The 21117-nt window shown below is 64.6% G+C and carries 20 protein-coding genes; 7 read left to right on the forward strand and 13 right to left on the reverse strand.

Annotation, left to right across the window (positions count from 1 at the left end; translation table 11 throughout):
• Positions 1-54 precede the first annotated feature (54 nt).
• The 6 genes from NKI52_RS11745 to NKI52_RS11770 form a co-directional block, all read right to left on the reverse strand.
• Positions 55-1821: an AMP-binding protein gene (locus NKI52_RS11745; RefSeq protein WP_352698048.1), complete on the reverse strand. Its 1767-nt coding sequence runs from the start codon at positions 1819-1821 to the stop codon at positions 55-57.
• A 31-nt stretch (positions 1822-1852) separates the two neighbouring features.
• Entirely contained in the window at positions 1853-2062 is a 210-nt protein-coding gene (locus NKI52_RS11750; protein WP_352698050.1) for a hypothetical protein, read from the reverse strand.
• 166 nt (positions 2063-2228) lie between these two features.
• Entirely contained in the window at positions 2229-2930 is a 702-nt protein-coding gene (hisG, locus tag NKI52_RS11755) for an ATP phosphoribosyltransferase (RefSeq protein ID WP_352698052.1), read from the reverse strand.
• Positions 2927-4045, reverse strand: a complete 1119-nt coding sequence (locus tag NKI52_RS11760; protein WP_352698054.1) for an ATP phosphoribosyltransferase regulatory subunit — start codon at positions 4043-4045, stop codon at positions 2927-2929. Before NKI52_RS11760 ends, hisG begins: the two co-directional genes overlap by 4 nt.
• A 168-nt stretch (positions 4046-4213) precedes the next feature.
• Complete coding sequence (gene hisS, locus NKI52_RS11765; RefSeq protein ID WP_352698056.1) at positions 4214-5773, reverse strand: histidine--tRNA ligase; 1560 nt, start codon at positions 5771-5773, stop codon at positions 4214-4216.
• A 247-nt stretch (positions 5774-6020) separates the two neighbouring features.
• Complete coding sequence (locus tag NKI52_RS11770) at positions 6021-6656, reverse strand: DNA-3-methyladenine glycosylase I (RefSeq protein ID WP_352698058.1); 636 nt, start codon at positions 6654-6656, stop codon at positions 6021-6023.
• 222 nt (positions 6657-6878) lie between these two features.
• On the opposite strand from NKI52_RS11770, the gene NKI52_RS11775 reads away from it, so the two are divergent.
• Positions 6879-7613, forward strand: coding sequence for a L,D-transpeptidase (locus NKI52_RS11775; protein ID WP_352625629.1), 735 nt, complete (start codon positions 6879-6881; stop codon positions 7611-7613).
• Between the two features lie 267 nt (positions 7614-7880).
• Positions 7881-8801: a bifunctional 5,10-methylenetetrahydrofolate dehydrogenase/5,10-methenyltetrahydrofolate cyclohydrolase gene (locus tag NKI52_RS11780; RefSeq protein ID WP_352698060.1), complete on the forward strand. Its 921-nt coding sequence runs from the start codon at positions 7881-7883 to the stop codon at positions 8799-8801.
• A gap of 166 nt (positions 8802-8967) precedes the next feature.
• Here NKI52_RS11780 and glcF read toward each other — a convergent pair whose 3' ends face one another.
• The 5 genes from glcF to NKI52_RS11805 all read right to left on the reverse strand — a co-directional run bounded on the left by glcF (position 8968) and on the right by NKI52_RS11805 (position 15193).
• Positions 8968-10296, reverse strand: a complete 1329-nt coding sequence (gene glcF, locus NKI52_RS11785) for a glycolate oxidase subunit GlcF (RefSeq protein ID WP_352698061.1) — start codon at positions 10294-10296, stop codon at positions 8968-8970.
• 68 nt (positions 10297-10364) lie between these two features.
• Complete coding sequence (locus tag NKI52_RS11790; RefSeq protein ID WP_352577553.1) at positions 10365-10748, reverse strand: DUF4870 family protein; 384 nt, start codon at positions 10746-10748, stop codon at positions 10365-10367.
• Positions 10745-12001: an FAD-binding protein gene (locus NKI52_RS11795; protein ID WP_352589310.1), complete on the reverse strand. Its 1257-nt coding sequence runs from the start codon at positions 11999-12001 to the stop codon at positions 10745-10747. Before NKI52_RS11795 ends, NKI52_RS11790 begins: the two co-directional genes overlap by 4 nt.
• A 224-nt stretch (positions 12002-12225) precedes the next feature.
• The gene (locus tag NKI52_RS11800; protein ID WP_352589307.1) at positions 12226-13722 is read right to left on the reverse strand and encodes an FAD-linked oxidase C-terminal domain-containing protein; all 1497 of its coding nucleotides are present in this window, start codon (positions 13720-13722) and stop codon (positions 12226-12228) included.
• A 136-nt stretch (positions 13723-13858) separates the two neighbouring features.
• Positions 13859-15193 carry a DUF3422 family protein gene (locus NKI52_RS11805; protein ID WP_352571607.1) on the reverse strand — a complete coding sequence of 445 codons (1335 nt, stop codon included), beginning with the start codon at positions 15191-15193 and terminating at the stop codon, positions 13859-13861.
• 313 nt (positions 15194-15506) lie between these two features.
• Between NKI52_RS11805 and NKI52_RS11810 the strand changes: the two genes are divergently transcribed.
• Genes NKI52_RS11810 through NKI52_RS11820 form a run of 3 tightly spaced genes read left to right on the forward strand, consistent with a single transcriptional unit; the run spans position 15507 to position 18312 of the window.
• Positions 15507-16310, forward strand: coding sequence for a FadR/GntR family transcriptional regulator (locus NKI52_RS11810; RefSeq protein WP_352571608.1), 804 nt, complete (start codon positions 15507-15509; stop codon positions 16308-16310).
• A gap of 56 nt (positions 16311-16366) precedes the next feature.
• The gene (locus NKI52_RS11815) at positions 16367-17503 is read left to right on the forward strand and encodes an alpha-hydroxy acid oxidase (RefSeq protein WP_352571609.1); all 1137 of its coding nucleotides are present in this window, start codon (positions 16367-16369) and stop codon (positions 17501-17503) included.
• Between the two features lie 38 nt (positions 17504-17541).
• On the forward strand, positions 17542-18312 hold the full coding sequence (locus tag NKI52_RS11820; RefSeq protein ID WP_352624704.1) for a metallophosphoesterase: 771 nt from the start codon (positions 17542-17544) through the stop codon (positions 18310-18312).
• A gap of 28 nt (positions 18313-18340) precedes the next feature.
• Here NKI52_RS11820 and NKI52_RS11825 read toward each other — a convergent pair whose 3' ends face one another.
• Both NKI52_RS11825 and NKI52_RS11830 read right to left on the reverse strand, forming a co-directional pair.
• Positions 18341-18472: a hypothetical protein gene (locus NKI52_RS11825; RefSeq protein WP_280952144.1), complete on the reverse strand. Its 132-nt coding sequence runs from the start codon at positions 18470-18472 to the stop codon at positions 18341-18343.
• A 296-nt stretch (positions 18473-18768) separates the two neighbouring features.
• Positions 18769-19467 carry a type 1 glutamine amidotransferase gene (locus NKI52_RS11830; RefSeq protein ID WP_023680463.1) on the reverse strand — a complete coding sequence of 233 codons (699 nt, stop codon included), beginning with the start codon at positions 19465-19467 and terminating at the stop codon, positions 18769-18771.
• 74 nt (positions 19468-19541) lie between these two features.
• Here NKI52_RS11830 and NKI52_RS11835 point away from each other — a divergent pair, with 74 nt between their 5' ends.
• Positions 19542-20189 carry a hypothetical protein gene (locus NKI52_RS11835; RefSeq protein WP_023680464.1) on the forward strand — a complete coding sequence of 216 codons (648 nt, stop codon included), beginning with the start codon at positions 19542-19544 and terminating at the stop codon, positions 20187-20189.
• Between the two features lie 32 nt (positions 20190-20221).
• On the forward strand, positions 20222-20956 hold the full coding sequence (locus NKI52_RS11840) for a 16S rRNA (uracil(1498)-N(3))-methyltransferase (protein WP_023680465.1): 735 nt from the start codon (positions 20222-20224) through the stop codon (positions 20954-20956).
• Positions 20957-21117 lie beyond the last annotated feature (161 nt).

The following is a 21117-nucleotide window of genomic DNA, read 5'->3' on the forward strand; positions in this document are numbered from 1 at the left end:
AATATGTTGCCCAAACAACGCCTCCGTCACGCGTAGATACAAACGGAAGCCTTTTCACGCCGTCTTCTGCGTCACCAATCCCAGTTCATCGACCATCGCCTGGCGCATCAGGAATTTCTGCGGCTTGCCGGTCACCGTCATCGGCAATTCGGTGCGGAAGCGGATGTAGCGCGGGATCTTGAAATGGGCGATCTGGCCGGCGCAGAACGCCTTGATCTCCTGCTCGGTGGTGATCTGGCCGGGCTTGAGCACGATCCAGGCGCACAGCTCCTCGCCATATTTCGGGTCGGGAATGCCGAACACCTGCACCTCCTTGACCTTGGGGTGGCGATAGAGAAACTCCTCGACCTCGCGCGGATAGACGTTCTCGCCGCCGCGGATGACCATGTCCTTGACCCGGCCGACGATGTTGCAATAGCCCTCGGCATCGATGGTGGCGAGGTCGCCGGTGTGCATCCAGCCGTCGGCGTCGATCGCCTCGCGGGTCTTCTGCTCGTCGTCCCAATAGCCCTTCATCACGGAATAGCCGCGCGTGCAGAGCTCGCCTGGCGCGCCGACCGCGACGGTGGCACCTTCGGCGTCGATGGCCTTGACCTCGACATGCGGATGGACGCGGCCGACGGTCGAGACGCGCTTTTCCAGCGGGTCGTCGACGCTGCTCTGGAACGACACCGGGCTGGTCTCGGTCATGCCGTAGGCGATGGTCACCTCTGCCATATGCATCAGCGACACAACCTTCTTCATCACCTCGATCGGGCATGGCGAGCCGGCCATGATGCCGGTGCGCAGGCTGGTGAGATCGAAGGAGGCGAACTCGGGATGGTCGAGCAGGCCGACGAACATGGTCGGCACGCCGTAAAGCGCGGTGCAGCTTTCCGTTGCCACCGCCTTCAACGTGGCGCCGGCGTCAAAACCCTCGCTGGGGAAAACCATGGTCGCGCCCTTGGTGACGCAGCCCATCGTGCCCATCGACATGCCGAAGCAATGATAGAGCGGCACCGGGATGCACAGCAGGTCGTCGACGGTGAGCCGGATTGCCGCGGTGACGAAATTGCCGTTGTTGACGATGTTGTTGTGGGTCAGCGTCGCGCCCTTGGGCGCGCCAGTCGTGCCGCTGGTGAACTGGATGTTGATGGCGTCGTCCGGTTTCAGCCCCGCGGAAATCCGGTCGAGCTTGTCATGCTCGTCGCGCCCGGCCATCGCCAGCACGTCGGCGAAATTGAACATGCCCGCAGAATTCTCCTCGTCCATGCGGATAACGATCTTCAGTGCCGGCAGCTTGTTGGCGTCGAGCTTACCGGGGGTGGCCTTTGCGATCTCCGGCGCCAGCGTCTCGATCATGCCGAGATAGTCGGAGCTCTTGAATGTGGCGGCGGTGACCAGCGCCTTGCAACCGACCTTGTTCAAGGCATATTCCAGCTCGACCAACCGATAGGCCGGGTTGATGTTGACCAGGATCAGGCCGATGCGGGCGGTGGCGAATTGCGTCACCAGCCATTCCCAGCGGTTCGGCGACCAGATGCCGACGCGATTGCCTTTCTCGAGGCCGAGCGCCAGGAAGCCGGCGGCCAGCGCATCGACCGTCTCCGACAGTTCCTCCCAGGTAAAGCGCTTGTCCTGCTCGACGAAGACGGCGGCATCGAGCGTGCCGTATTTGCCGACCGTATCGGCAAACAGCGCCGGGATGGTCAGGTTGAGCAGCGGCACGCTGCGCTCGCCCGAGACATGCGCCGTGCCGTCGACCGGCGCAATGAACGAACCGCCATCGCGCCTGGAGCGCAAATTGCTGGCATTCTTCAACTCGTCGAGATTGATCGGCATCGCCGTGTCCTCCGCAGACAGAACGAGCCTATCAGCCCAGCGGGGTGGTGGAAATCCCGCCGATGGCAGGGCTGGGTGGGAACTCGCCTGTAAGGGCCGAAAATAAAAAACCCGCCTCGGCGGGCGGGTCTTCGGGGCCAATTGGCACCATAGCGAAATTAGTAGCATAGCTGCCGGCACAAAGCAAGAACAAAATTGCTGTACGCCAAGAAAATCGCTTCAGGTTGGTGCCAGCGGCCAAGCTGCCAATCTCCCTCCTTGAGGGGGAGATGGCCGGCAGGCCAGAGGGGGTCGTCTCGCGTGGAGCACCTGCCTGTTCTGTCCGTTAGGAGAGTCGCGTCAAGACGTACCGACCCCCTCTGTCGCCTTCGGCGACATCTCCCCCTCAAGGGGGGAGATTGGCGACGTCAGCCTGAATTCACCGATGCCATCCTGGCCGCAATATCGCGCAAAGTCGCCTCGTCGGCCACAGCGCGCTGCTTCCTCGACGCGACGAGACAGGCCTGCGAGCGCAGGATGAGCCCATCGGCCAGCACCTTGAGATGGTTGGCGCGCAGCGTCGCGCCTGACGTGGTGATGTCGACGACGATATCGGCCAATCCGGCTGCCGGCGCGCCTTCGGTGGCGCCCAGGCTTTCGACGATGCGGTAGACCTGGATGCCGTGCTTTTGCGAAAAGAACTGCTGGGTCAGGCGCCAGTATTTGGTGGCGATCCTGAGCCGGCGGCCGTGGCGCTGGCGGAAATCGGCGGCGACGTCGTCCAGGTCGGCCATGGTGTCGACATCGAGCCAGATGTCGGGCACGGCGACGACGACATCGGCATTGCCGAAACCGAGGCGGGCGATGATTTCGGCGCGCGCCTCGCAATCGGCGAGGTTTTCGCGCAAAAGGTCCTCGCCGGTGATGCCGAGATCGACGGACCCCTGGCCGATTTCGCCTGATATCTCCGAGGCCGACAGGAACGCTATCTCGACGCCGTCAAGGCCGTCGATGCGGGCGCGATATTTGCGCTCGTCGCCGGGCAGGCTGACGGCAAGCCCGGCCTTGGCCAGCACCTCCAGCGCCTGCTCCTTGAGCCGGCCTTTCGACGGGATCGCCAGCGTGATCATGGCGCCGTCTCCCGCAGCGCCTCGATGCGGTCGAGCCAGACGGAAAAACCGACGCCGGGGATCGGCGTTTTGGCGCCGAGCAGCGTCAGCAGCCGGTCGTAGCGGCCACCACCGGCGAGCGGCCGGTCGCCATCCGGCGCCGCGATCTCGAAGACGAGGCCGGTGTAGTAATCGAGCGGCCGGCCGAAGGCGGCGTCGTAGCTGATTTCAGACATCGGCAGGCCGAGGCTTGCGATGGCCGCGGCGCGGGCTGCGAAATTCTCCAGCGCAGCCCCCAGTGAAAGCCCGGCATCGGCTGCAAAACGTTCGAGCGCTCCGGCGGCGTTGTCGAGCGGCACGTCGATCGCCAGGAAACTCTTTAGTGCCGCGAATGCCTCGTTCGACAGCCGTACGCTGCGCAGTTCGGCTTTCTCGATCAGGCGCCGCGCAATCTCGGACGGCGAACGCCCGGCCGTTGCCGACAGCCCAGCCTCTTCCATGCCGCCGGCGACATGCGCCGAAAGACCGTCGAGATCGCCGTCGAGGACAAGGGCGGCGGCCGCGCCGGCAAGCTGGCTGTTGCGCGGTGGATTGGCGAGGTCGGCAAGGGCTGCTTCCAGCATCGGCGCCGAGCCGAAGGCGCGGGCCAGCCGCATGCGCCAGCCGCGCGGCAGGCCAAGCGCTGCCAGCACCGCTTCGAAGATGGTCTGGTCGCCGAGCGTCACCGCCAGCTCCCGGCCGGGCAGCACCAGCGACAGCAGCGCATGCGCATCGGCCAGCGAGCGGGCGTCGGCCGCGGCCGTGTCGCGGTCGCCGAGATCCTCGATGCCGGCCTGGAAAAATTCGTTGCCGCCCTCCCGGCGCTGGCGAAACACCTCGCCGAGATAGGAATAGCGGCGCGGCGTGCCGGCCTGGCTGGCAATGTGGTCGAGGCAGACCGGAATGGTGAATTCCGGCCGCAGGCAAAGCGTCTGCCCGGTCTCGCTCTCGGTGAGAAAGATACGGCGCCGCAAATCCTCGCCGGCCATGTCGAGGAACGGATCGGCCGGCTGCAGCACAGCGACCTCGACCGCATGGGTGTTGCGCGCGGCGAAGAGCTTGGTGATGTCGGATGCGATGGCGGGGCGGGAGGTCATAAAACGCCACCTCCCCTTCTCCCCTTGCGGGAGAAGGTGGATTGGCGCGACGCGCCAAGACGGATGAGGGGTGCCGGAAGAAATGAGGCGTCGTTCCCTGGAACACCCCTCATCCGACCGAGCTTCGCTCGGCCACCTTCTCCCACAAGGGGAGAAGGAAGCGGCGCCCTACTTGCCACGCGCCCGCTCCTCGGCCTGCGCCGTCAGTATCTTCTTCACTTCGGCAACCAGCTCACTCTCCGCCACGGTCACCTGCGCCGGTCGTGCGGCGCGCCATTCGGCGTTGTCGGCGATCTCGGCCGACATTTTCGCGCCTTCGATCAGGTCCTTGATCTGCACCTCGCCCTTGGCGCGCTCGTCGCCGCCCTGGATGACAGCGACCGGGCTGCCGCGACGGTCGGCATATTTCAGCTGCGCCTTCATGCCTGCGCCGCCGAGATACATTTCCGAGCGGATGCCGGCGGCGCGCAGCTCGGCCACCATCTTCTGGTAGCGGCCGAGGCTTTCCGTATCCTTGTCCATGGTCAGCACGACGACCGGCGCGATGACATCGGAAGTATCGAGCTTGCCGAGGTTCTTCAGCGCCGTCATCAGTCGCGAGACGCCGATCGAAAAACCGGTCGCCGGCACCGGCTCGCCACGAAAGCGCGAGACGAGACCGTCATAACGTCCGCCGCCGCCGACCGAACCGAAGCGCACGATCTGGCCGTCCTCATTGGGGATTTCGGCCAGCAGCTCGGCCTCGTAGACCGGGCCGGTGTAATATTCGAGGCCACGCACGACGGAGGGGTCGATGCGGATGCGATCCTCACCGTAGCCGCTTTGCGCGACCATGGTTCTTATCTGCTCCAGCTCTGCAAGACCCTCAACAAACGAGGCATTCGTTATGCCGAGATGTTCGAGTTTCCTTTCCTCGACAAGATTGCTGAGCCCTGGGGTGATAGATCCCAGTGTCTGGACAATTTGTTCGGGATCATGCTGCGCCATGACCGTGAAATAGCTGATCACAACATCGATTTGCGCGTTACCCAGCCCGGCGCCCTTGGTAAAATCACCGCTCTCGTCCTTGCGCCCGGCGCCCAAAAGCAGGCGCACGCCCCCGACGCCCAGCTTGTCCAGCTTGTCGATCGCCCGCAGCACCTGCAGCCGGCGGCCAGCGTTCTCGTCGCCGCCGAGGCCGATCGCCTCGAGCACACCGTCGAGCACCTTGCGATTGTTGACGCGGACGACGTAGTCGCCGCGCTTGATGCCGAGCGCCTCCATCACATCGGCCATCATCATCGCCATCTCGGCATCGGCCGCGACACCCGGCGTGCCGACCGTGTCGGCGTCGAACTGCATGAACTGGCGGAAGCGGCCGGGGCCGGGCTTCTCGTTGCGGAACACCCAGCCGGAGCGATAGCTGCGATAGGGTTTCGGCAGGCGCTCAAAATTCTCGGCGACAAAGCGCGCCATCGGCGCGGTCAGGTCGTAGCGCAGCGACAGCCACTGGTCGTCATCATCCTGGAACGAGAACACGCCCTCGTTCGGCCGGTCCTGGTCGGGCAGGAATTTTCCGAGCGCATCGGTGTATTCGATCAGCGGCTGGTCGACCGGCTCGAAACCGTAGAGCTCAAAGACCGAGCGGATCGTCGCCATCATCTTCTCGACGGCGCGCAGATCGTCGGCGCCGCGGTCGACAAAGCCGCGCGGCAGCCGCGCTTTCATCTTTTCGGATTTGTCGGCCATGGGATGGGTACTTTGCTATGTAAACGGTGACTTATTTCGGGTCGGCGTGTCCTACCGATGCAGCCCGGAGAAGGCAAGGGTTTGTGCTTCTCCCTGCTCCCCTTGTGGGAGAAGGTGGCCGAGCGAAGCTCGGTCGGATGAGGGGTGTTCCAGCTTGGCAAAACCGCACTTCGTCCAGCACCCCTCAACCGTCTTGGCGCTGCGCGCCAATCCACCTTCTCCCACAAGGGGAGAAGGAAAGGGGCGCTCACTGCGGCCGCTTGAACGCTTTCCGTTCCGCCTCGACCGGCTCGCGGCAGACGCAGCCCTCGAGATGGTCGTTGACCAGCCCCATCGCCTGCATGAAGGCGTAGACGGTGGTCGGGCCGACAAAGCTCCAGCCGCGCTTCTTCAGCTCTTTCGAAATGCGGACCGAGACGGCCGTCGTCGGATTGGCGCGCAAATGCGCGAGGTCGACGATCTCGGGCCGCTCGTCGGGGCCGGGTTCGAACTTCCAGAACCAGGCGGCCAGCGAGCCGGCCTCGTCGATGAGTTCGCGGGCGCGCTTGGCGTTGTTGATGGTCGAAACGATCTTGCCGCGGTGACGGATGATGCCGGCATTGCCGAGCAGGCGCTCGACATCGGCGTCGGTGAAGGCGGCGATCTTGTCGACATCGAAGCCGGCAAACGCCTCGCGGAAATTGTCGCGCTTGCGCAATATGGTCAGCCAGGACAGGCCCGACTGAAAACCTTCGAGGCAGATCTTCTCGAACAGGCGGCGGTCGTCGGCGACCGGCCGGCCCCATTCGTGGTCGTGGTAGTGCAGATAATCCGGCAGGTTGCCGTGCCAGAAGCAGCGGGCGATGCCGTCGGGACCGGCAAGCAGACCTGTCTTTTCATCCATGGCGGAATTCCGTTCGTGTCTTGGCGTTAACGCGTTTTGACGCAGCCTTTACCGCGGCTTTACCAGATTCCTGAACCGGGCGGTAACCACACCAAAAGCTTTACTGACAGATCGGCATTTTACGCATTCCGATTCATGTTTCGGTTGCCGCTTCGCGCCCAATGTCGGCGAAATCGGGGAGGCTTTGCACCCCGGCATGCTCGACGATCAAGGTGCGTTGCGATGAAGACATTCTTGTTCCCACTGTTCGGCGCCGCGGCCGTGCTTGCGGCCGGTGCCGCGAATGCCAACGACCGCTATGCCGAGAGGCCGCCGGTGGTGGTCAGCCCAGATCTTTCGGCGCCTTGGGTGCTGCAGCTCGGCCATGCGCCGGGCATCGTGCGGCAGAGCCGGCAAGAGGCGCAGCCGCAACGGCGCTACCGGCGGCTGGCCGAACCCGATCAGCTGCGCACCGCAGCGGTGCAGGCGCCGGCCAAGCGCATGGTGATGCGGCCGCAGATCGATCCCCTCTATTTGCCGCAGGAAGTCGCTTATGACGGCCCGCAGAAGCCGGGCACGATCGTCATCGATACGCGAGAGAATTTCCTCTATCTGGTCGGGAAGAACGGTAAGGCGCGGCGTTATGGCGTCGGCACCGGCAAGCCGGGCTTCGAATGGTCCGGCACCCACAAGATCACCAACAAGCGCGTCTGGCCGGATTGGCGGCCCCCGGCCGTGATGATCGCCCGCGAAGCCGCCAAGGGCCGTTATCTGCCGACCTATCTCGCCGGCGGCATGGAAAACCCGCTCGGCGCACGCGCGCTCTATCTCGGCTCGACCGAGTACCGTATCCACGGCACCAATCAGCCCTGGACGATCGGCGGCGCGGTGTCGTCGGGCTGCATCCGCATGCGCAACGAGGACGTGGTCGACCTTTACGAGCGGGTCAATGTTGGCACGACGGTTGTAGTGATGTAATCTGCGGTTGACCTCACCGATGATTCTGCTCAGAAGCGTCGGGAGCATTGAATAACGGGGGACGGGCCGTGTGGGGATGCGGCCAGTCACGAAAGGGCAGCGCGGCAAGCCGTGCTGCCCTTTCTGTTTCCGCCAACGCCAGCAAGAATTGACGGGAAGATTTTGCCGGCACGTCGCGCGACCGGCATGGCGGTTCGCTTTTCGCGCTGCCTTTTCGCGGTTGCTTTGCTATGTGGCGGCTAAAATCCAGATAAAGGCCCCATCCCGATGTCCCTTTCCGATGACAGCCGCTATCTCAGAGGCGGCCCGGTTGCCCAACGCATCATCGCCGGCGTGCGCGAGGACGCGGCGATCGCCACCGCCGAAGGCTTTCCGCCCAAGCTGGTGTCGGTCACCGTCGGCGATACCGCCGCGGTCGACGTCTATGTCCGCAACCAGCGCGCCAAGGCCGGGTTGGCCGGCATCGGCTTCGAGGAAAGGCGCTTTCGCGCCGACATCACCGCCGGCGAGCTGGAAGCGGCAATCCACGGGCTTAACGCCGACCCGCGCGTCACCGGCATCATCATCCAGCGGCCGGTGCCGGTGCACATTCCGATCAAGACGCTGCAGGCGGCGGTGCATCCGCTCAAGGATGTCGAGGGCATGCATCCGGCCTCGATCGGCAACATCGTCTACAACCAGCTCGACCTGGCGCCCTGCACCGCCGCCGCTTCGGTCGAACTGCTCAGGGAAACCGGCCTCGACCTCAAGGGGCTCGAGGTGGTGGTCGTCGGCCATTCCGAGATCGTCGGCAAGCCGATCGCGTTCCTTTTGATGAGCGAAGGCGCGACGGTGACCGTCTGTCACCACATGACGCGTTCGGTGGCGGCACACGCACGCCGCGCCGACGCACTGTTCGTCGCGGTCGGCAAACCGCGGCTGATCAAGGCCGACATGGTCAAGCCGGGCGCTGCCGTCATCGACATCGGTATCAATTCGGAGATCGGGCCGGACGGCGAAAGCCGCATCGTCGGCGACGTCGACACCGAAAGCGTCAGGCATGTCGCGTCGTGGATCACGCCGGTGCCGGGCGGCGTCGGCCCGATCACCGTGGCGATCCTGCTGCGCAACACGATGGTAGCGCTCAGCCGCCAGCGCGCCCGCTACCAGGCGACTTATGGCGTAGTTGACAGGCTCGCGGCGGAATAAAGACCCGCAGGCGCCAAGCCCCCTCACCCAGCCTCCGCTTCGCTCGGCTGACCTCTCCCCGAGGGGAGAGGAGATCGCCAGCGTTGGTGCCACCCTCTTCTCCCCAGCGGGGAGAAGGTGGACGCGAAGCGGCCGGATGAGGGGCCTGACGCCCACGACCATCCTGTTACTCAGCCGCAACCAGCTTTTCTTCCGGAACGCCTTCCGGCTTCGGCCCGCCATAGGCCCAGGCGAGCAGCTTTATCGTATGCACCACCGGCAGCTTGGCGGCAGAAGCGATCTGGGTGATGCAGCCGATATTGCCGGTGGCGACGATTTCAGCACCGGTCGCCTCGATATTCCTGACCTTGCGGTCGCGCAACGTCGCCGAAATCTCGGGCTGCAGGATGTTGTAGGTGCCGGCGGAACCGCAGCACAAATGCCCTTCGCGCGGCTCGCGCACGACGAAGCCGGCTCTGGCCAGAAGCTCCTTCGGCTGGCGGGTGATCTTCTGGCCGTGCTGCATCGAGCAGGCTGAGTGATAGGCGACGATGGTGCCCGGCTTGCGGACCGGCTCGGGCAGGTCGAGGCTTGCCAGATATTCGGTGATGTCCCTGGCCAGCGCCGAGACGCGCGCGGCCTTGTCGGCATAGGCCGGATCGAGACGCAGCATGAAGCCGTAATCCTTGATGGTGGTGCCGCACCCGGATGCGGTGATGACGATGGCGTCGAGTCCGCCCTGCTCGACGGCGCGCGTCCAGGCGTCGACGTTCCGTCGGGCCGACGCCAAGGCAGCGTCCTCGCGCCCCATATGATGCACCAGCGCGCCGCAGCAGCCCTCGCCCTCGGGCACCACGACCTCAACGCCAAGCCGGGTCAGCAGCGAAATCGTCGTGTCGTTGATGCCGGGATCGAGCACGGATTGCGCGCAGCCGGTGAGGATGGCGACGCGGCCATTTTTCTTCGCGCCCTGCCCGGCATGGACGCCCGGCGAGGCCATCGGCGAGACTGCCGGGACCGACGCCGGGGCCAGCTTCAACATCGCACCCAAAGGCTTCAATGCCTGGATTTTCTCAAACAGGCCGGCGAATGGCTGGCCGAGCTTCGCCAGCTTGAGCGCCGCGCGGAAACGCGAGGGATAGGGCAGCACGAAGGCCAGCATGGCGCGTGTCAGGCGATCGGCCAGCGGACGCTTGTAGGTCTCCTCGATATGGACGCGGGCGTGGTCGACCAGATGCATGTAGTTGACGCCCGACGGGCAGGTGGTCATGCAGGCGAGGCAGGACAGGCAGCGGTCGATATGGGTGACGATCTGCTTGTCGGCCGGCCGGCCGTTTTCCAGCATGTCCTTGATCAGATAAATCCGGCCGCGCGGCGAATCCAGTTCGTTGCCGAGCGTCACATAGGTCGGGCAGGTGGCGGTGCAGAAGCCGCAATGCACACATTTGCGCAGGATCTTCTCCGATTCCGCGACATGCGGATCGGCGAGCTGGGCAGCTGAGAAATTGGTCTGCACGTAAACGAATCCCTACCGTTTGAGCATGATCTTTTCCCAAAACCGGTACCCACTTTTGGGGATCATGCTCATAATCCCAGAAACCAGCTTTCCGGGTTCTTGACCGGCTCGCCGCGCTGCAGCGCCTGCAGGCCGAGAATGCAGCGGGCGATGAACCAGACCGCGACGGCAACCATCAGCACGACACCGATGACCACGATCATCAGCAGCGCCGAGATCAGTGCATAGAGCAGGCCGATCCAGAAGGTGCGGATCAGGAATGTGTAATGGCTCTCGACGAAGCCGCCGGCCTTGCCGCGATTGATATAGGCCAGGACGACGCCGACAATACCGCTGACGCCGATGGCCAGGCCGGCGAGATAGAGGATGTAGATGACCAGCGCGTTGGTCGGGCCGGGCTCCAGCCAGCGGTCGGTCTGGCGTGACGTACCGTTTTGGCCTGGATCGCTCATTGTGCTCCTCCCTCGGTTGCCGGCGCGAGAGTAGCAGAGCTTGCGCCCGGCGCCATACGGCCGGGATTGAGGATATTCTTCGGGTCGAATTCGGCCTTCAGCCGCGCCGACAGTGCTGCCAGCGGTGGCGCCTGCGGCTCGAACACCGGCACGGCGGCGCGATGTGCAGGGATTGCGCGCACCAGCGTCGCATGGCCGCCGCCATGTCTTCTGATCAGGCCGCGCAACAGGCCAGCCTCGGGATCGTCCTGCTGCATGCGCAGCCAGATCAGCCCGCCCTGCCAATCGTAGAAGGCATCGACCGGGGCCTGCATGCGCAGCGCCAGCACCATCTGGTGGCCCCGCGACGGCGCCATCGAGACGCGCCACACCGGCCTTTCGCTGCCATCGGCGAACGGCGCGCAGTCGCGGACATCGCGCCAGACCGAGTACGAGACCGAACCGGAAATCTCCTGCAGCGGCCCAGCGTTTTTCAGCAGGTCTTTCAGCGCGGCAATGCGGTAAGCGACCGACGGGCCGAAGCCCTCGATGCGCAGCAGCGTCGCGGCATCGCTGCCGAGACTGCCGCCAGCGACCCTAGCTGCGACCCGTTCGGGAAGATGGGCAGCACTCGACACTTCGGCGCTGGAACCCAGCGCCAGCGCCATGGCGGCGGCGGCGTGATCGTCGAGCAGGCCGCGGATGGCAAGCGTGACTTCGGTCTCGGCAGCAGGCAGCACCTTGAAGGTGACGTCGGTGAGCACCGCCAGCGTGCCCCAGCTGTTGGCCATCAGCTTGGACAGATCGTAGCCGGTGACGTTCTTGACGACGCGGCCGCCGGACTTGAAGGCCTCGCCGCGCCCGGAAACGGCCGCTATGCCGAGGATATGGTCGCGCGCAGCACCCACCTTCAGCCGGCGCGGGCCGGAAAGGTTCGCGGCGAGTGCGCCGCCGATCGTGCCTCGCGCTGGCTCACCGCCGAGCAGCGGGCCGTAATCCATCGGTTCGAAGGCAAGTTGCTGGCCGTTTTCGGCAAGCAGGCTTTCGATTTCGGCCAGCGGCGTGCCGGCTTTTGCCGACAGCACCAGTTCGGCCGGCTCGTAAAGCATGACGCCGGAGAGTTTGGAAAGGTCGAACGTATGCTCGCCCTGCTGCGGCCGGCCGATACCGCGCTTGGAGCCGTGGCCGAGGATTTCCAGCGGTGCGTCTTCCGCCGCGGCCCAGGCGACGGTGGAGAGGACTTCGGCTGCGGTGGTGGGGACGAAGGTGGTCATGAGGCGGATGCGCCAATGGCAAATGCAAAGACGTCGCGTTCCTTCGCGCCCCCCTCTGTCCTGCCGGACATCTCCCCCTCAAGGGGGGAGATCGGACGTCGCGTCTGGCTTCGCCAATCGTCAATATTGAAAGAAGGCTGAGGCGTGCAAGCTGCCAATCTCCCCCCTTGAGGGGGAGATGTCCGGCAGGACAGAGGGGGGTGTTCAAGCGCCAACATACCCACTCAAAACCTCGGAATGTCCGGAAACGCCACTTGCCCGCGATGCACGTGCATCCGCCCGAGCTCGGCGCATCGCCTCAATTGCGGGAAGACCTTGCCGGGATTCAAAAGATGGTTGGGGTCGAAGGCGCATTTGACGCGCATCTGCTGGTCGAGGTCGATCTGGTTGAACATTTCCGGCATCAGGTCGCGCTTCTCGACGCCGACCCCGTGCTCGCCGGTCAGCACGCCACCGACCTTGACGCAGAGCCGCAATATGTCGGCGCCGAAACTCTCCGCCTTGTCGAGTTCGCCCGGCACGTTGGCGTCATAGAGGATGAGCGGGTGCAGATTGCCGTCGCCGGCGTGGAAGACATTGGCGACGCCGAGCCCGTATTTCTCCGACAGCTCGCGCATGCCGGCGAGCACGCGCGGCAGTTCCTTGCGCGGGATGGTGCCGTCCATGCAGTAGTAGTCGGGCGAGATGCGGCCGACCGCCGGGAAAGCCGCCTTGCGGCCGGCCCAGAAGCTCAGCCGCTCCTGCTCCGATTGCGAAATGCGGCATATGGTCGAGCCGTTCCTATAGGCGATGGCTTCGACCAGGCCGATCAGGTGATCGACCTCGACACCCGGCCCGTCCAGCTCGACGATCAGCAGCGCCTCGACATCCAAGGGATAGCCGGCCTGGACGAAATCCTCGGCGGCGTGGATGGCCGGACGGTCCATCATCTCCATGCCGCCCGGAATGATGCCGGCGCCGATGATGTCGGCAACGCATTGGCCGGCCTGCTCGCTGGTCGGGAAACCGATCAGCAGGGCACGCGCCGTCTCCGGCTTTTTCAGGATGCGTACGGTGACCTCGGTTACGACGCCGAGCAGTCCTTCGGAGCCGGTCATGACGCCGAGCAGGTCGTAGCCTTCCGCGTCGAGATGGCTGCCGCCGAGGCGCACCACCTCGCCATTCATCAGCACCATCTCGATGCCGAGCACATTGTTGGCGGTGAGACCGTATTTCAGGCAGTGCACGCCGCCGGAATTTTCCGCGACATTGCCGCCGATCGAGCAGGCGATCTGGGAGGATGGATCGGGGGCGTAATAAAAACCCTCCTGCTCGACGGCGGTGGTGATGCCGAGATTGGTGACGCCGGGCTGGGCGACGACGACGCGGTTCTGAAAATCGATCTCGAGGATGCGGTTGAAGCGGCTCATTACCAGCAGCACCGCGTCTTCGAGCGGCAGCGCACCGCCGGAGAGCGAGGTGCCGGAGCCGCGTGGCACGACGCGGATGTTGCGGTCGCTGCAATATTTCAGCACCCGCGAGACCTGCGCCACGGTCTGCGGCAGCACCACGACCAGCGGCAATTGCCGGTAGGCGGTGAGCCCGTCGCTCTCGAAGGCGCGCATGGCATTGGCGGCGTCGACGACGCCCTCGCCCGGCACCATGATGCGCATATCGGCGACGATCTCGTCGCGCCGGCGCATCGTGGCGTCGTCTGGTTTCGGCATGGCAAGGCCGGACATCGACAGCCTCCTTCGATCGACTGGTAAAAATCTTTTACCAGCGACGGTGGTCGCTTGCAAATGCCGCGTTGGCCGGGATGAGAGGCCTATGGCCGAGACTGCCTTCCGCAGCGGCAATCTGCCGCTGCGCCCCACACTACTCGCCCGGCTGCTTGCCTGGTTCGGAGTGCATGCGGCGGACGCGGCGCACGCCCCACCAGACGAGCACGATGGCGAGCGGCACCGAGGCGGCGGTGACCATTTCCGGCGCGAAGGCATGGCCGAAGATCGAGGCGCCCTTGGCGACGTAGCCGATGAGGCCGACGACATAGTAGGAGACGGCGGCGACCGAGAGCCCCTCCACCGTCTGCTGCAGCCGCAATTGCAGGCGGGCGCGATTGTTCATCGATGCCAAAAGATCGCGGTTCTGCTTCTCGACCTCGACGTCGACCCAGGTGCGCAGCAGTGTGGTGGCACGGGTGAGCTTCGTCGACAGGTTGGCCTGACGCTCCTCGACCGAACGGCAGGTACGCATCGCCGGCGCCACGCGGCGCTGCAGAAAACCGCCCCAGGTGTCGTAGCCGGGCACCGCCTCTTCGTCGAGCGCCTCCAGCCGTTCGCGCACGATGCCGTCATAGGCGCGGCTGGCGCCGAAGCGGTAGAGGCTGGAGGCGGCATCGGCCTCCAACTCGGCGGCCAGTTCGGTCAAGTCGGCAAGTAGCGTCTGGCTGTCGCGGGTCTCGGCGACCTTCATTTCCAACGTGGTCTGGGCCAGCCTGTCTTCGATGCGGCGGGCGCGACCGGACAGCGTCAGGGCCAGCGGCAGCCCAAGCATGGCCAGCGTGCGGTAGGTCTCGATGTCGATCAGCCGCTGCGACAGTGCCCCGGTGCGCGCCGGGGTCAGGCCGCGGTCGAGCACCAGCATGCGGGTCAAGCCGTCGCCATCCTGACGGAAATCGGTGACGATGGCCGCGTTGCCGCGCTCGACCAGCGAATAGCACAGGCTGGTCGGGTCGAAGCCGGCGATCAGTTTTTCGTTCGCCGGCGTCCATTTGCGGATCTCCAGCCTGATGCCGGAAATCACCGTGCCCGGCGGCGAAAACCCGTTGCCGAAGGGTGTGTCTTCTTGCCCCCTGCCGTTTTCGGCGAGCGGGCCTTCCCAGAGATAGGTCGAGAATTCCGTGTGGCGTTCCCAACGCAGCGAGCCCTTGCCCCATTTCATCGCGTGGTGGCGGGCGTGAGGGTCGGGCGCGGCGATGCCGAGGCGTCGCGACAATTCGGAAAGCACGGCCTGATCGATCCCGGATCCAGCTTCGGTCATGAAGGAAAGCTGCACCAGCACGCGCGGTTTTTCGACCAGCGGCTGCGGCCGGGCGTGGACCTCGCCGAGCGCGCCCGGCCGACCTTCATGCGCCGGAAAGCCCATGACGGTGCCGCCCACGGCTTTGGCGCGCAGCTGGAATTCGAGGTTGGAAGGGTCGGCGTCTGGCACGGCTGGTCCCCCGGGCTTCTGTGAGCCCTTTGGCAATGATGTCCCTCTAGAGCGGTCCATCGTTTCACGGAAACGGCGAACCGCTCTATCTCTTTGATTCTGCGCAATTCCGGACGGAAAACCGTTTCACACTTTTCCTGGTTGCTCTAGAGGCAATCTCCAGAGGGCGCAAACAGCCAGTTTAGCTCAAGCTGATATGAAGCCGCGGCTGTGAAACGGACCCGGCCCCGGCGAATTGGATAAATAATTTGACCAGTTGGCGACGCTGGCTTTATCTTGCGCGCGACATCGGTTCAACCCCCAGGCATCCCGTTTGAGCGACATTTTCTCCCGGATCGAGCATTCGCGCACCGCCGACGAGGTGGTGCAGCAGATCGAGAGCCTGATCCTCGAAGGCGTCCTGCGCACCGGCGACCGGCTGCCGGGCGAGCGCGAACTGGCGCGCCAGTTCGAGGTGTCGCGGCCGATCCTGCGCGATGCCTTGAAAGCCTTGGAAGGGCGCGGGCTGTTGACGACACGGCCAGGCGGCGGCACCCATGTCGCCGATGTCATCGGCCAGCTGTTCACCAAGCCGGTGACCGACCTGATCTCGATGCATCGCAAGGCGGTGACCGACTATCTGGAGTACCGCCGCGAGATCGAGGCGGTGGCGGCGGAATATGCGGCGCGCCGTGCCACATCGGACGATCTGGCGCTGCTCGACCGCATCATGGCACGTATGGACGAGGCGCACCGGACCGGCAATTTCGACGACGAGGCGGAAATCGACGTCGAGTTCCACCACGCGATCTGCGAATGCGCGCACAACATCATCCTGCTGCACACGCTGCGCTCCTGTTATCGGCTGCTGTCGGAAGGCGTGTTCCAGAACCGGCGGCTGGTGTTCAACGTGCCGGGCGCGCGCGAGACGCTGCTTTCGCAGCACCGGGCAATCTACACGGCGGTCAAGGCCGGCGATCCGGCTGCGGCGCGGCAGGCGGCGATGGACCACATCTCCTACGTCGAACGATCGATGGCCGAGGCCGAGCGCAGCGGCGACTGGCAGCGCGTGTCGCGGCTGAGGCTCAGGCAGCGCTCCGAGCCCGGTGGCGGTGAGCCGGCAAGAAAACAGCCGTAGGCACCGCCCAGAAAATTCAACGACGAACCAGCGAAGAACCAGCGGAAAAAAGATCCATGAGCAGCATTCTCACCATCGCCGACCTCAAGGACCTGGCGCGCCGCCGCGTGCCGAAGATGTTCTTCGACTACGCCGATTCCGGCGCCTGGACCGAAAGCACCTACCGGGCCAACGAAGAGGACTTCCAGAAGATCAAGTTCCGCCAGCGCGTGCTGGTCGACATGGACAATCGCTCGCTGGAATCGACCATGATCGGCGAGAAGGTGGCGATGCCGGTGGCGCTGGCGCCGACCGGCATGACCGGCATGCAGCATCCGGACGGCGAGATGCTGGCGGCGCAGGCTGCGGAGGAATTCGGCGTGCCGTTCACGCTGTCGACGATGAGCATCTGCTCGATCGAGGATGTCGCGTCGGTGACCAGGAAGCCATTCTGGTTCCAGCTCTATGTGCTGCGCGACAAGGATTTCGTCTTCGATCTGATCGACCGTGCAAAAGCGGCGAAATGCTCGGCGCTGGTGCTGACGCTCGACCTGCAGATCCTAGGCCAGCGCCACAAGGATATCCGCAACGGGCTTTCGGCGCCGCCGCGGATGACGCCGAAGCACATCTGGCAGATGGCGACCAGGCCGCGCTGGTGCGTCGGCATGGCCGGGACAAAGCGCCGGAGCTTCCGCAACATCGTCGGCCATGCCAAGGGCGTCGGCGACCTCGCCTCGCTGTCGTCGTGGACGAAGGAGCAGTTCGATCCGCACCTGTCGTGGAAGGACGTCGCCTGGATCAAGGAGCGCTGGGGCGGCAAGCTGATCCTGAAAGGCATACTCGACAAGGACGACGCGCTGATGGCGGCCAGGACGGGTGCCGATGCGATTATCGTTTCCAACCATGGCGGCCGCCAGCTCGACGGCGCCTCGTCGTCGATCATGGCGCTCGAAGAGATCGCCGACGCCGTCGGCGACACGATGGAGGTGCATATGGACGGCGGCATCCGCTCCGGCCAGGACGTGCTCAAGGCGCTGTGCCTCGGCGCCAAGGGCACCTATATCGGACGGCCTTTCCTGTACGGCCTCGGCGCGCTCGGCAAGGAAGGGGTTACCAAGGCGCTGGAAATCATCCGCAAGGAGATGGACATAACGCTGGCGCTGTGCGGAAAGCGCCTGGTCACCGACATGGGCAAGGATCAGCTTCGGCGCTAAAGTCCCGTGACGGCATGATCATGGAGGCGACGCAGGCATTGACGGAGCCCGGCATCAGTTTCTACGAGGCGCGCGGACCGCAAGGCATGCGCCTTTACGCGATCGGCGATGTGCACGGCCGGCTCGATTTGCTGACCGCCATGCACCGGCGGATCGAGGCGGAGCTCAGTCAAAGACCGTCGGCCGATTGGCGCGTGATCCATCTCGGCGACTATGTCGACCGGGGCCCGGACTCCAGGGGCGTCATCGATTTCTTGATCGACGCGCAAAGACGCGATCGGCGTCACCTGATGCTGGCCGGAAATCATGATCTCGGCTTCCTCGATTTTCTCGATGTCCCCGATCCGGACGGGCTGTTCATGCGCTATGGCGGCATCCAGACGGCGCTATCCTATGGCGTGTCGCTCGGTGGGGGCAGCGCCTGGTTTGGCCGGGCCGATGCGGCATTGCGGCAAGGCCACGCCGCACTGGTCGAGGCGGTGCCGCAGAACCATGTCGAGTTCCTGCGCTCGCTGCCCTTTTCGGTGACCTTCGGCGACTTCTTCTTCTGCCATGCCGGCATCCGGCCCGGCGTTGCGCTGGAAAGCCAGAGCCGGCAGGACCTGATCTGGATCCGCGAGGTCTTCCACGACCACGCCGGTCTTCATCCCAAGATCGTGGTGCACGGCCATACGCCGGTGCCCAAACCCGAGATCACCGGCAACCGCGTCAACGTCGACACCCTCGCCTGGCAATCGGGAAACCTCACCGCGCTCGTGGTAGACGGCGCTGACAAGCATATCCTGACAGTGACGGGTGAGCGGGCGTAGGTAAGGCGTGGAGTTATGTGCAGAGGGTCTAGCGAAGCGCGGCGGTGACGCCGTAGCCGTCAACGGCATTGTGGTTGTTGGCTGCGTCGGCGGAATAAATGCCGAGGCCGCACAAGACGATGGCCGACAACATGGCAAAGGACAAAAAGGCTGCTTTCACGGACGTCATCTCTTGTTGAGCTTTCTGCATCTATGCACGAGCGGGTTACCAATGCGTTGAAACGCGAAATACGTCGCAAATGTCTGACGGTTTCGCGCTTCTAGGCATGTTCTGTATCGGCGGTGTGTCGCGCGGGTCACAGGAAAGGTTCATCGCGGTTGCACGCAAGATGCAGAGCGGGCGCCTTTTAGGCTGGCGGACAGACACAGGCCAAGGATGAAACGCGTTATCCCCGGCGGATTTGCCGCCGCGTGCCAAATATGCAACGTCGCCAAATACGCTGACTATATGAGCCGTCAGATCGTCGCCACCCAGGCGCGGGCGATGGCCAGGCCGGCGGCATCGGCTTGCGGTCCGTTGCGGGCCATTTCATCGTCGAGCCGGCCCGCCCATTCAGGATGCCGCTCGGCGATCAGCGGTGCGAAGGAGGTGCTCCAGTCGCGCACCATCGGACTGTCGGCCTCGAAATGGAACTGGAAGCCGTAGACGGCGCGGCCGATACGGAACGCCTGGTTCTCGGCGACGGCATTGCCGGCCAGCCGCACGGCAGTCTTAGGCAAGACAAAGGTGTCGTCGTGCCATTCGAAGATCGGGAATTTTGCGGGCAAAGCGGCGAGCACCGGATCGGCCTGCGCCGCCGCGGTGAGCGCGACCTCGTGCCAGCCGAACTCCGACGCGCCGCCGATCTGGTTCTCGCCGCCAAAGGCGCGCGTGACCAACTGGCTGCCGAGGCAGATACCAAGCACCGCGCGATCCCTCTCGGCAAAGTCGCGCGTCAGGTCGAGCAGGCCCGGAAAATAAGGACAGAGCTCGTCGTCCAGCGCATTCTGGGCGCCGCCGAGCACTACCATGGCGTCATGCCCGCCGCTATCTTGCGGCAGCGCGTCGCCGCAGTAGGGACGGCGCAGGTCGATATCGACGCCCGCCTCGACAAGGGCCGCGCCGATCTGGCCAAGGCCCTCATTGTCGAAGTTCTGGACAACCAAGACCCGCATCGAAACCTGCTGACATGAAATTGATGCAACGAGCGATATCATGGCGCCAGCATTGCAGCCAACAGGGAACGCCTATGCCACTGCAAAACCGGGTCGACCCGTTCGGCGCCATCCATGCCGTGCCGGAGCGCGGCCTGTTCATGGGCAATCGCGGCATCATTCACGACCCCGAGACGAGAACGCTGTTGAAGAAGCGCTGGGCGCTGCAAGCCTGGATCATCTGCGTCTGCGAATTCCATAACGTGCGGCGCGAGCCGATGGGGCGCAACCGGGCTGGCGGCAAGGCCGGCTGGACCGAACTGTTTTTCCTCGACGAGGTGACGGCACTTGCCGCCGGGCACCGGCCCTGCTTCTTCTGCCGGCGCGAGCGGGCCAGGGATTTTGTCCGGCGTTTCGGCGACGCCTTCGGCATTGCCGAGCCACGCGCGCCGCAACTCGACAAGCGCCTGCACAAGGAGCGCGTGGCATCGGGCGGGCGGGCGCCGAGACTGGAACCGGAAGCGCTTGCGGACTTGCCGGACGGCACGATGATCTCGTCAGGAAACAGGGCGTACGTCCTGTTTGACGGCGCCGCGCTGCCCTGGAGTTTCGGCGGTTATGGCGAACCGGTGGGGTTCGGCGGTTTTACCGACAGTCCAATCCGCCTGCTCACGCCAGCGACAACTGTTTCGGTGCTGCAGAAAGGCTACGAGCCTGTCTGGCATCCTTCCGCCGAGGCTTGACGCCGAGGGTGACGTTGCCGCATTCCTCGGCGATGCGCGCCAATTACAAGATGCAGCGGCTGTTCGTGCCGGACGGGCTTGGACCGGACATCGAGTTCGACATCGGCCCGCAGCAGAGCCATTATCTCTCGCACGTGCTGCGGCTCGGCGAAGGCGCCGAAATTCTGGTCTTCAACGGCCGCGACGGCGAATGGTCGGCGGCGATCGCGGCAAAATCGAAGAAGGCGTTGCGCCTGAAGTTGCTGGCATTGCAGCGGCCGCAGCCGCCGTTGCCCGATCTCGTCTACTGTTTCGCGCCGCTGAAGCAGGGGCGGCTCGACTACCTCGTGCAAAAGGCGGTCGAGATGGGCGCTGGCATCCTGCAGCCGGTCATCACCCAGCATACGCAGGTGGCAAAGCCCGGCATCGAGCGCCTGCGCGCCAATGTCGTCGAGGCGGCCGAACAATGCGGCATATTGGCGGTGCCGGAGCTGCGCGAAGCGGAAAAATTCGAGCGCCTGCTCAGCAACTGGGACCGTGAGCGGCGGCTGATCTTCTGCGACGAGGATGCATCGACCAACAGTCCCCTGCCGGCATTGCAGGCGGTGCGGGAGAACAAGCTCGGCCTGCTGGTCGGGCCGGAGGGCGGCTTTTCCGACGAGGAGCGCAGGATGCTGAGAGCCCTGCCCTTCGTTACCGCCATTCCGCTTGGGCCGCGCATCCTGCGGGCGGACACGGCGGCCGTAGCGGCACTGGCGCTGATCCAGGCGACAATCGGGGATTGGTGATCAATTCCAGTTACCCTCTGGCTCAGGATTTTTCGCTTGATCGGCTACTGACATTTCGTCCATCTAGCGCCGGCAGTGGCCGCGCGTCCTTTCGGGCGCGCAAAGGACGCTGTAACATATTGATTGGGCACATGATCCTTTCCGAAAATCGAAGCCGGTTT

This window comes from Mesorhizobium sp. M0590, from assembly GCF_040320905.1.
GTDB lineage: Bacteria > Pseudomonadota > Alphaproteobacteria > Rhizobiales > Rhizobiaceae > Mesorhizobium.

What these genes read in the sequence shown, in the direction of transcription:
- NKI52_RS11745 (WP_352698048.1), bottom strand. Translation starts at nt 1,821, where the DNA reads ATGCCGATCAATCTCGACGAGTTGAAGAATGCCAGCAATTTGCGCTCC.
- hisG (WP_352698052.1), bottom strand. Translation starts at nt 2,930, where the DNA reads ATGATCACGCTGGCGATCCCGTCGAAAGGCCGGCTCAAGGAGCAGGCG.
- NKI52_RS11760 (WP_352698054.1), bottom strand. Translation starts at nt 4,045, where the DNA reads ATGACCTCCCGCCCCGCCATCGCATCCGACATCACCAAGCTCTTCGCC.
- hisS (WP_352698056.1), bottom strand. Translation starts at nt 5,773, where the DNA reads ATGGCCGACAAATCCGAAAAGATGAAAGCGCGGCTGCCGCGCGGCTTT.
- NKI52_RS11770 (WP_352698058.1), bottom strand. Translation starts at nt 6,656, where the DNA reads ATGGATGAAAAGACAGGTCTGCTTGCCGGTCCCGACGGCATCGCCCGC.
- NKI52_RS11775 (WP_352625629.1), top strand. Translation starts at nt 6,879, where the DNA reads ATGAAGACATTCTTGTTCCCACTGTTCGGCGCCGCGGCCGTGCTTGCG.
- NKI52_RS11780 (WP_352698060.1), top strand. Translation starts at nt 7,881, where the DNA reads ATGTCCCTTTCCGATGACAGCCGCTATCTCAGAGGCGGCCCGGTTGCC.
- NKI52_RS11790 (WP_352577553.1), bottom strand. Translation starts at nt 10,748, where the DNA reads ATGAGCGATCCAGGCCAAAACGGTACGTCACGCCAGACCGACCGCTGG.
- NKI52_RS11795 (WP_352589310.1), bottom strand. Translation starts at nt 12,001, where the DNA reads ATGACCACCTTCGTCCCCACCACCGCAGCCGAAGTCCTCTCCACCGTC.
- NKI52_RS11800 (WP_352589307.1), bottom strand. Translation starts at nt 13,722, where the DNA reads ATGTCCGGCCTTGCCATGCCGAAACCAGACGACGCCACGATGCGCCGG.
- NKI52_RS11815 (WP_352571609.1), top strand. Translation starts at nt 16,367, where the DNA reads ATGAGCAGCATTCTCACCATCGCCGACCTCAAGGACCTGGCGCGCCGC.
- NKI52_RS11830 (WP_023680463.1), bottom strand. Translation starts at nt 19,467, where the DNA reads ATGCGGGTCTTGGTTGTCCAGAACTTCGACAATGAGGGCCTTGGCCAG.
- NKI52_RS11835 (WP_023680464.1), top strand. Translation starts at nt 19,542, where the DNA reads ATGCCACTGCAAAACCGGGTCGACCCGTTCGGCGCCATCCATGCCGTG.
- NKI52_RS11840 (WP_023680465.1), top strand. Translation starts at nt 20,222, where the DNA reads ATGCGCGCCAATTACAAGATGCAGCGGCTGTTCGTGCCGGACGGGCTT.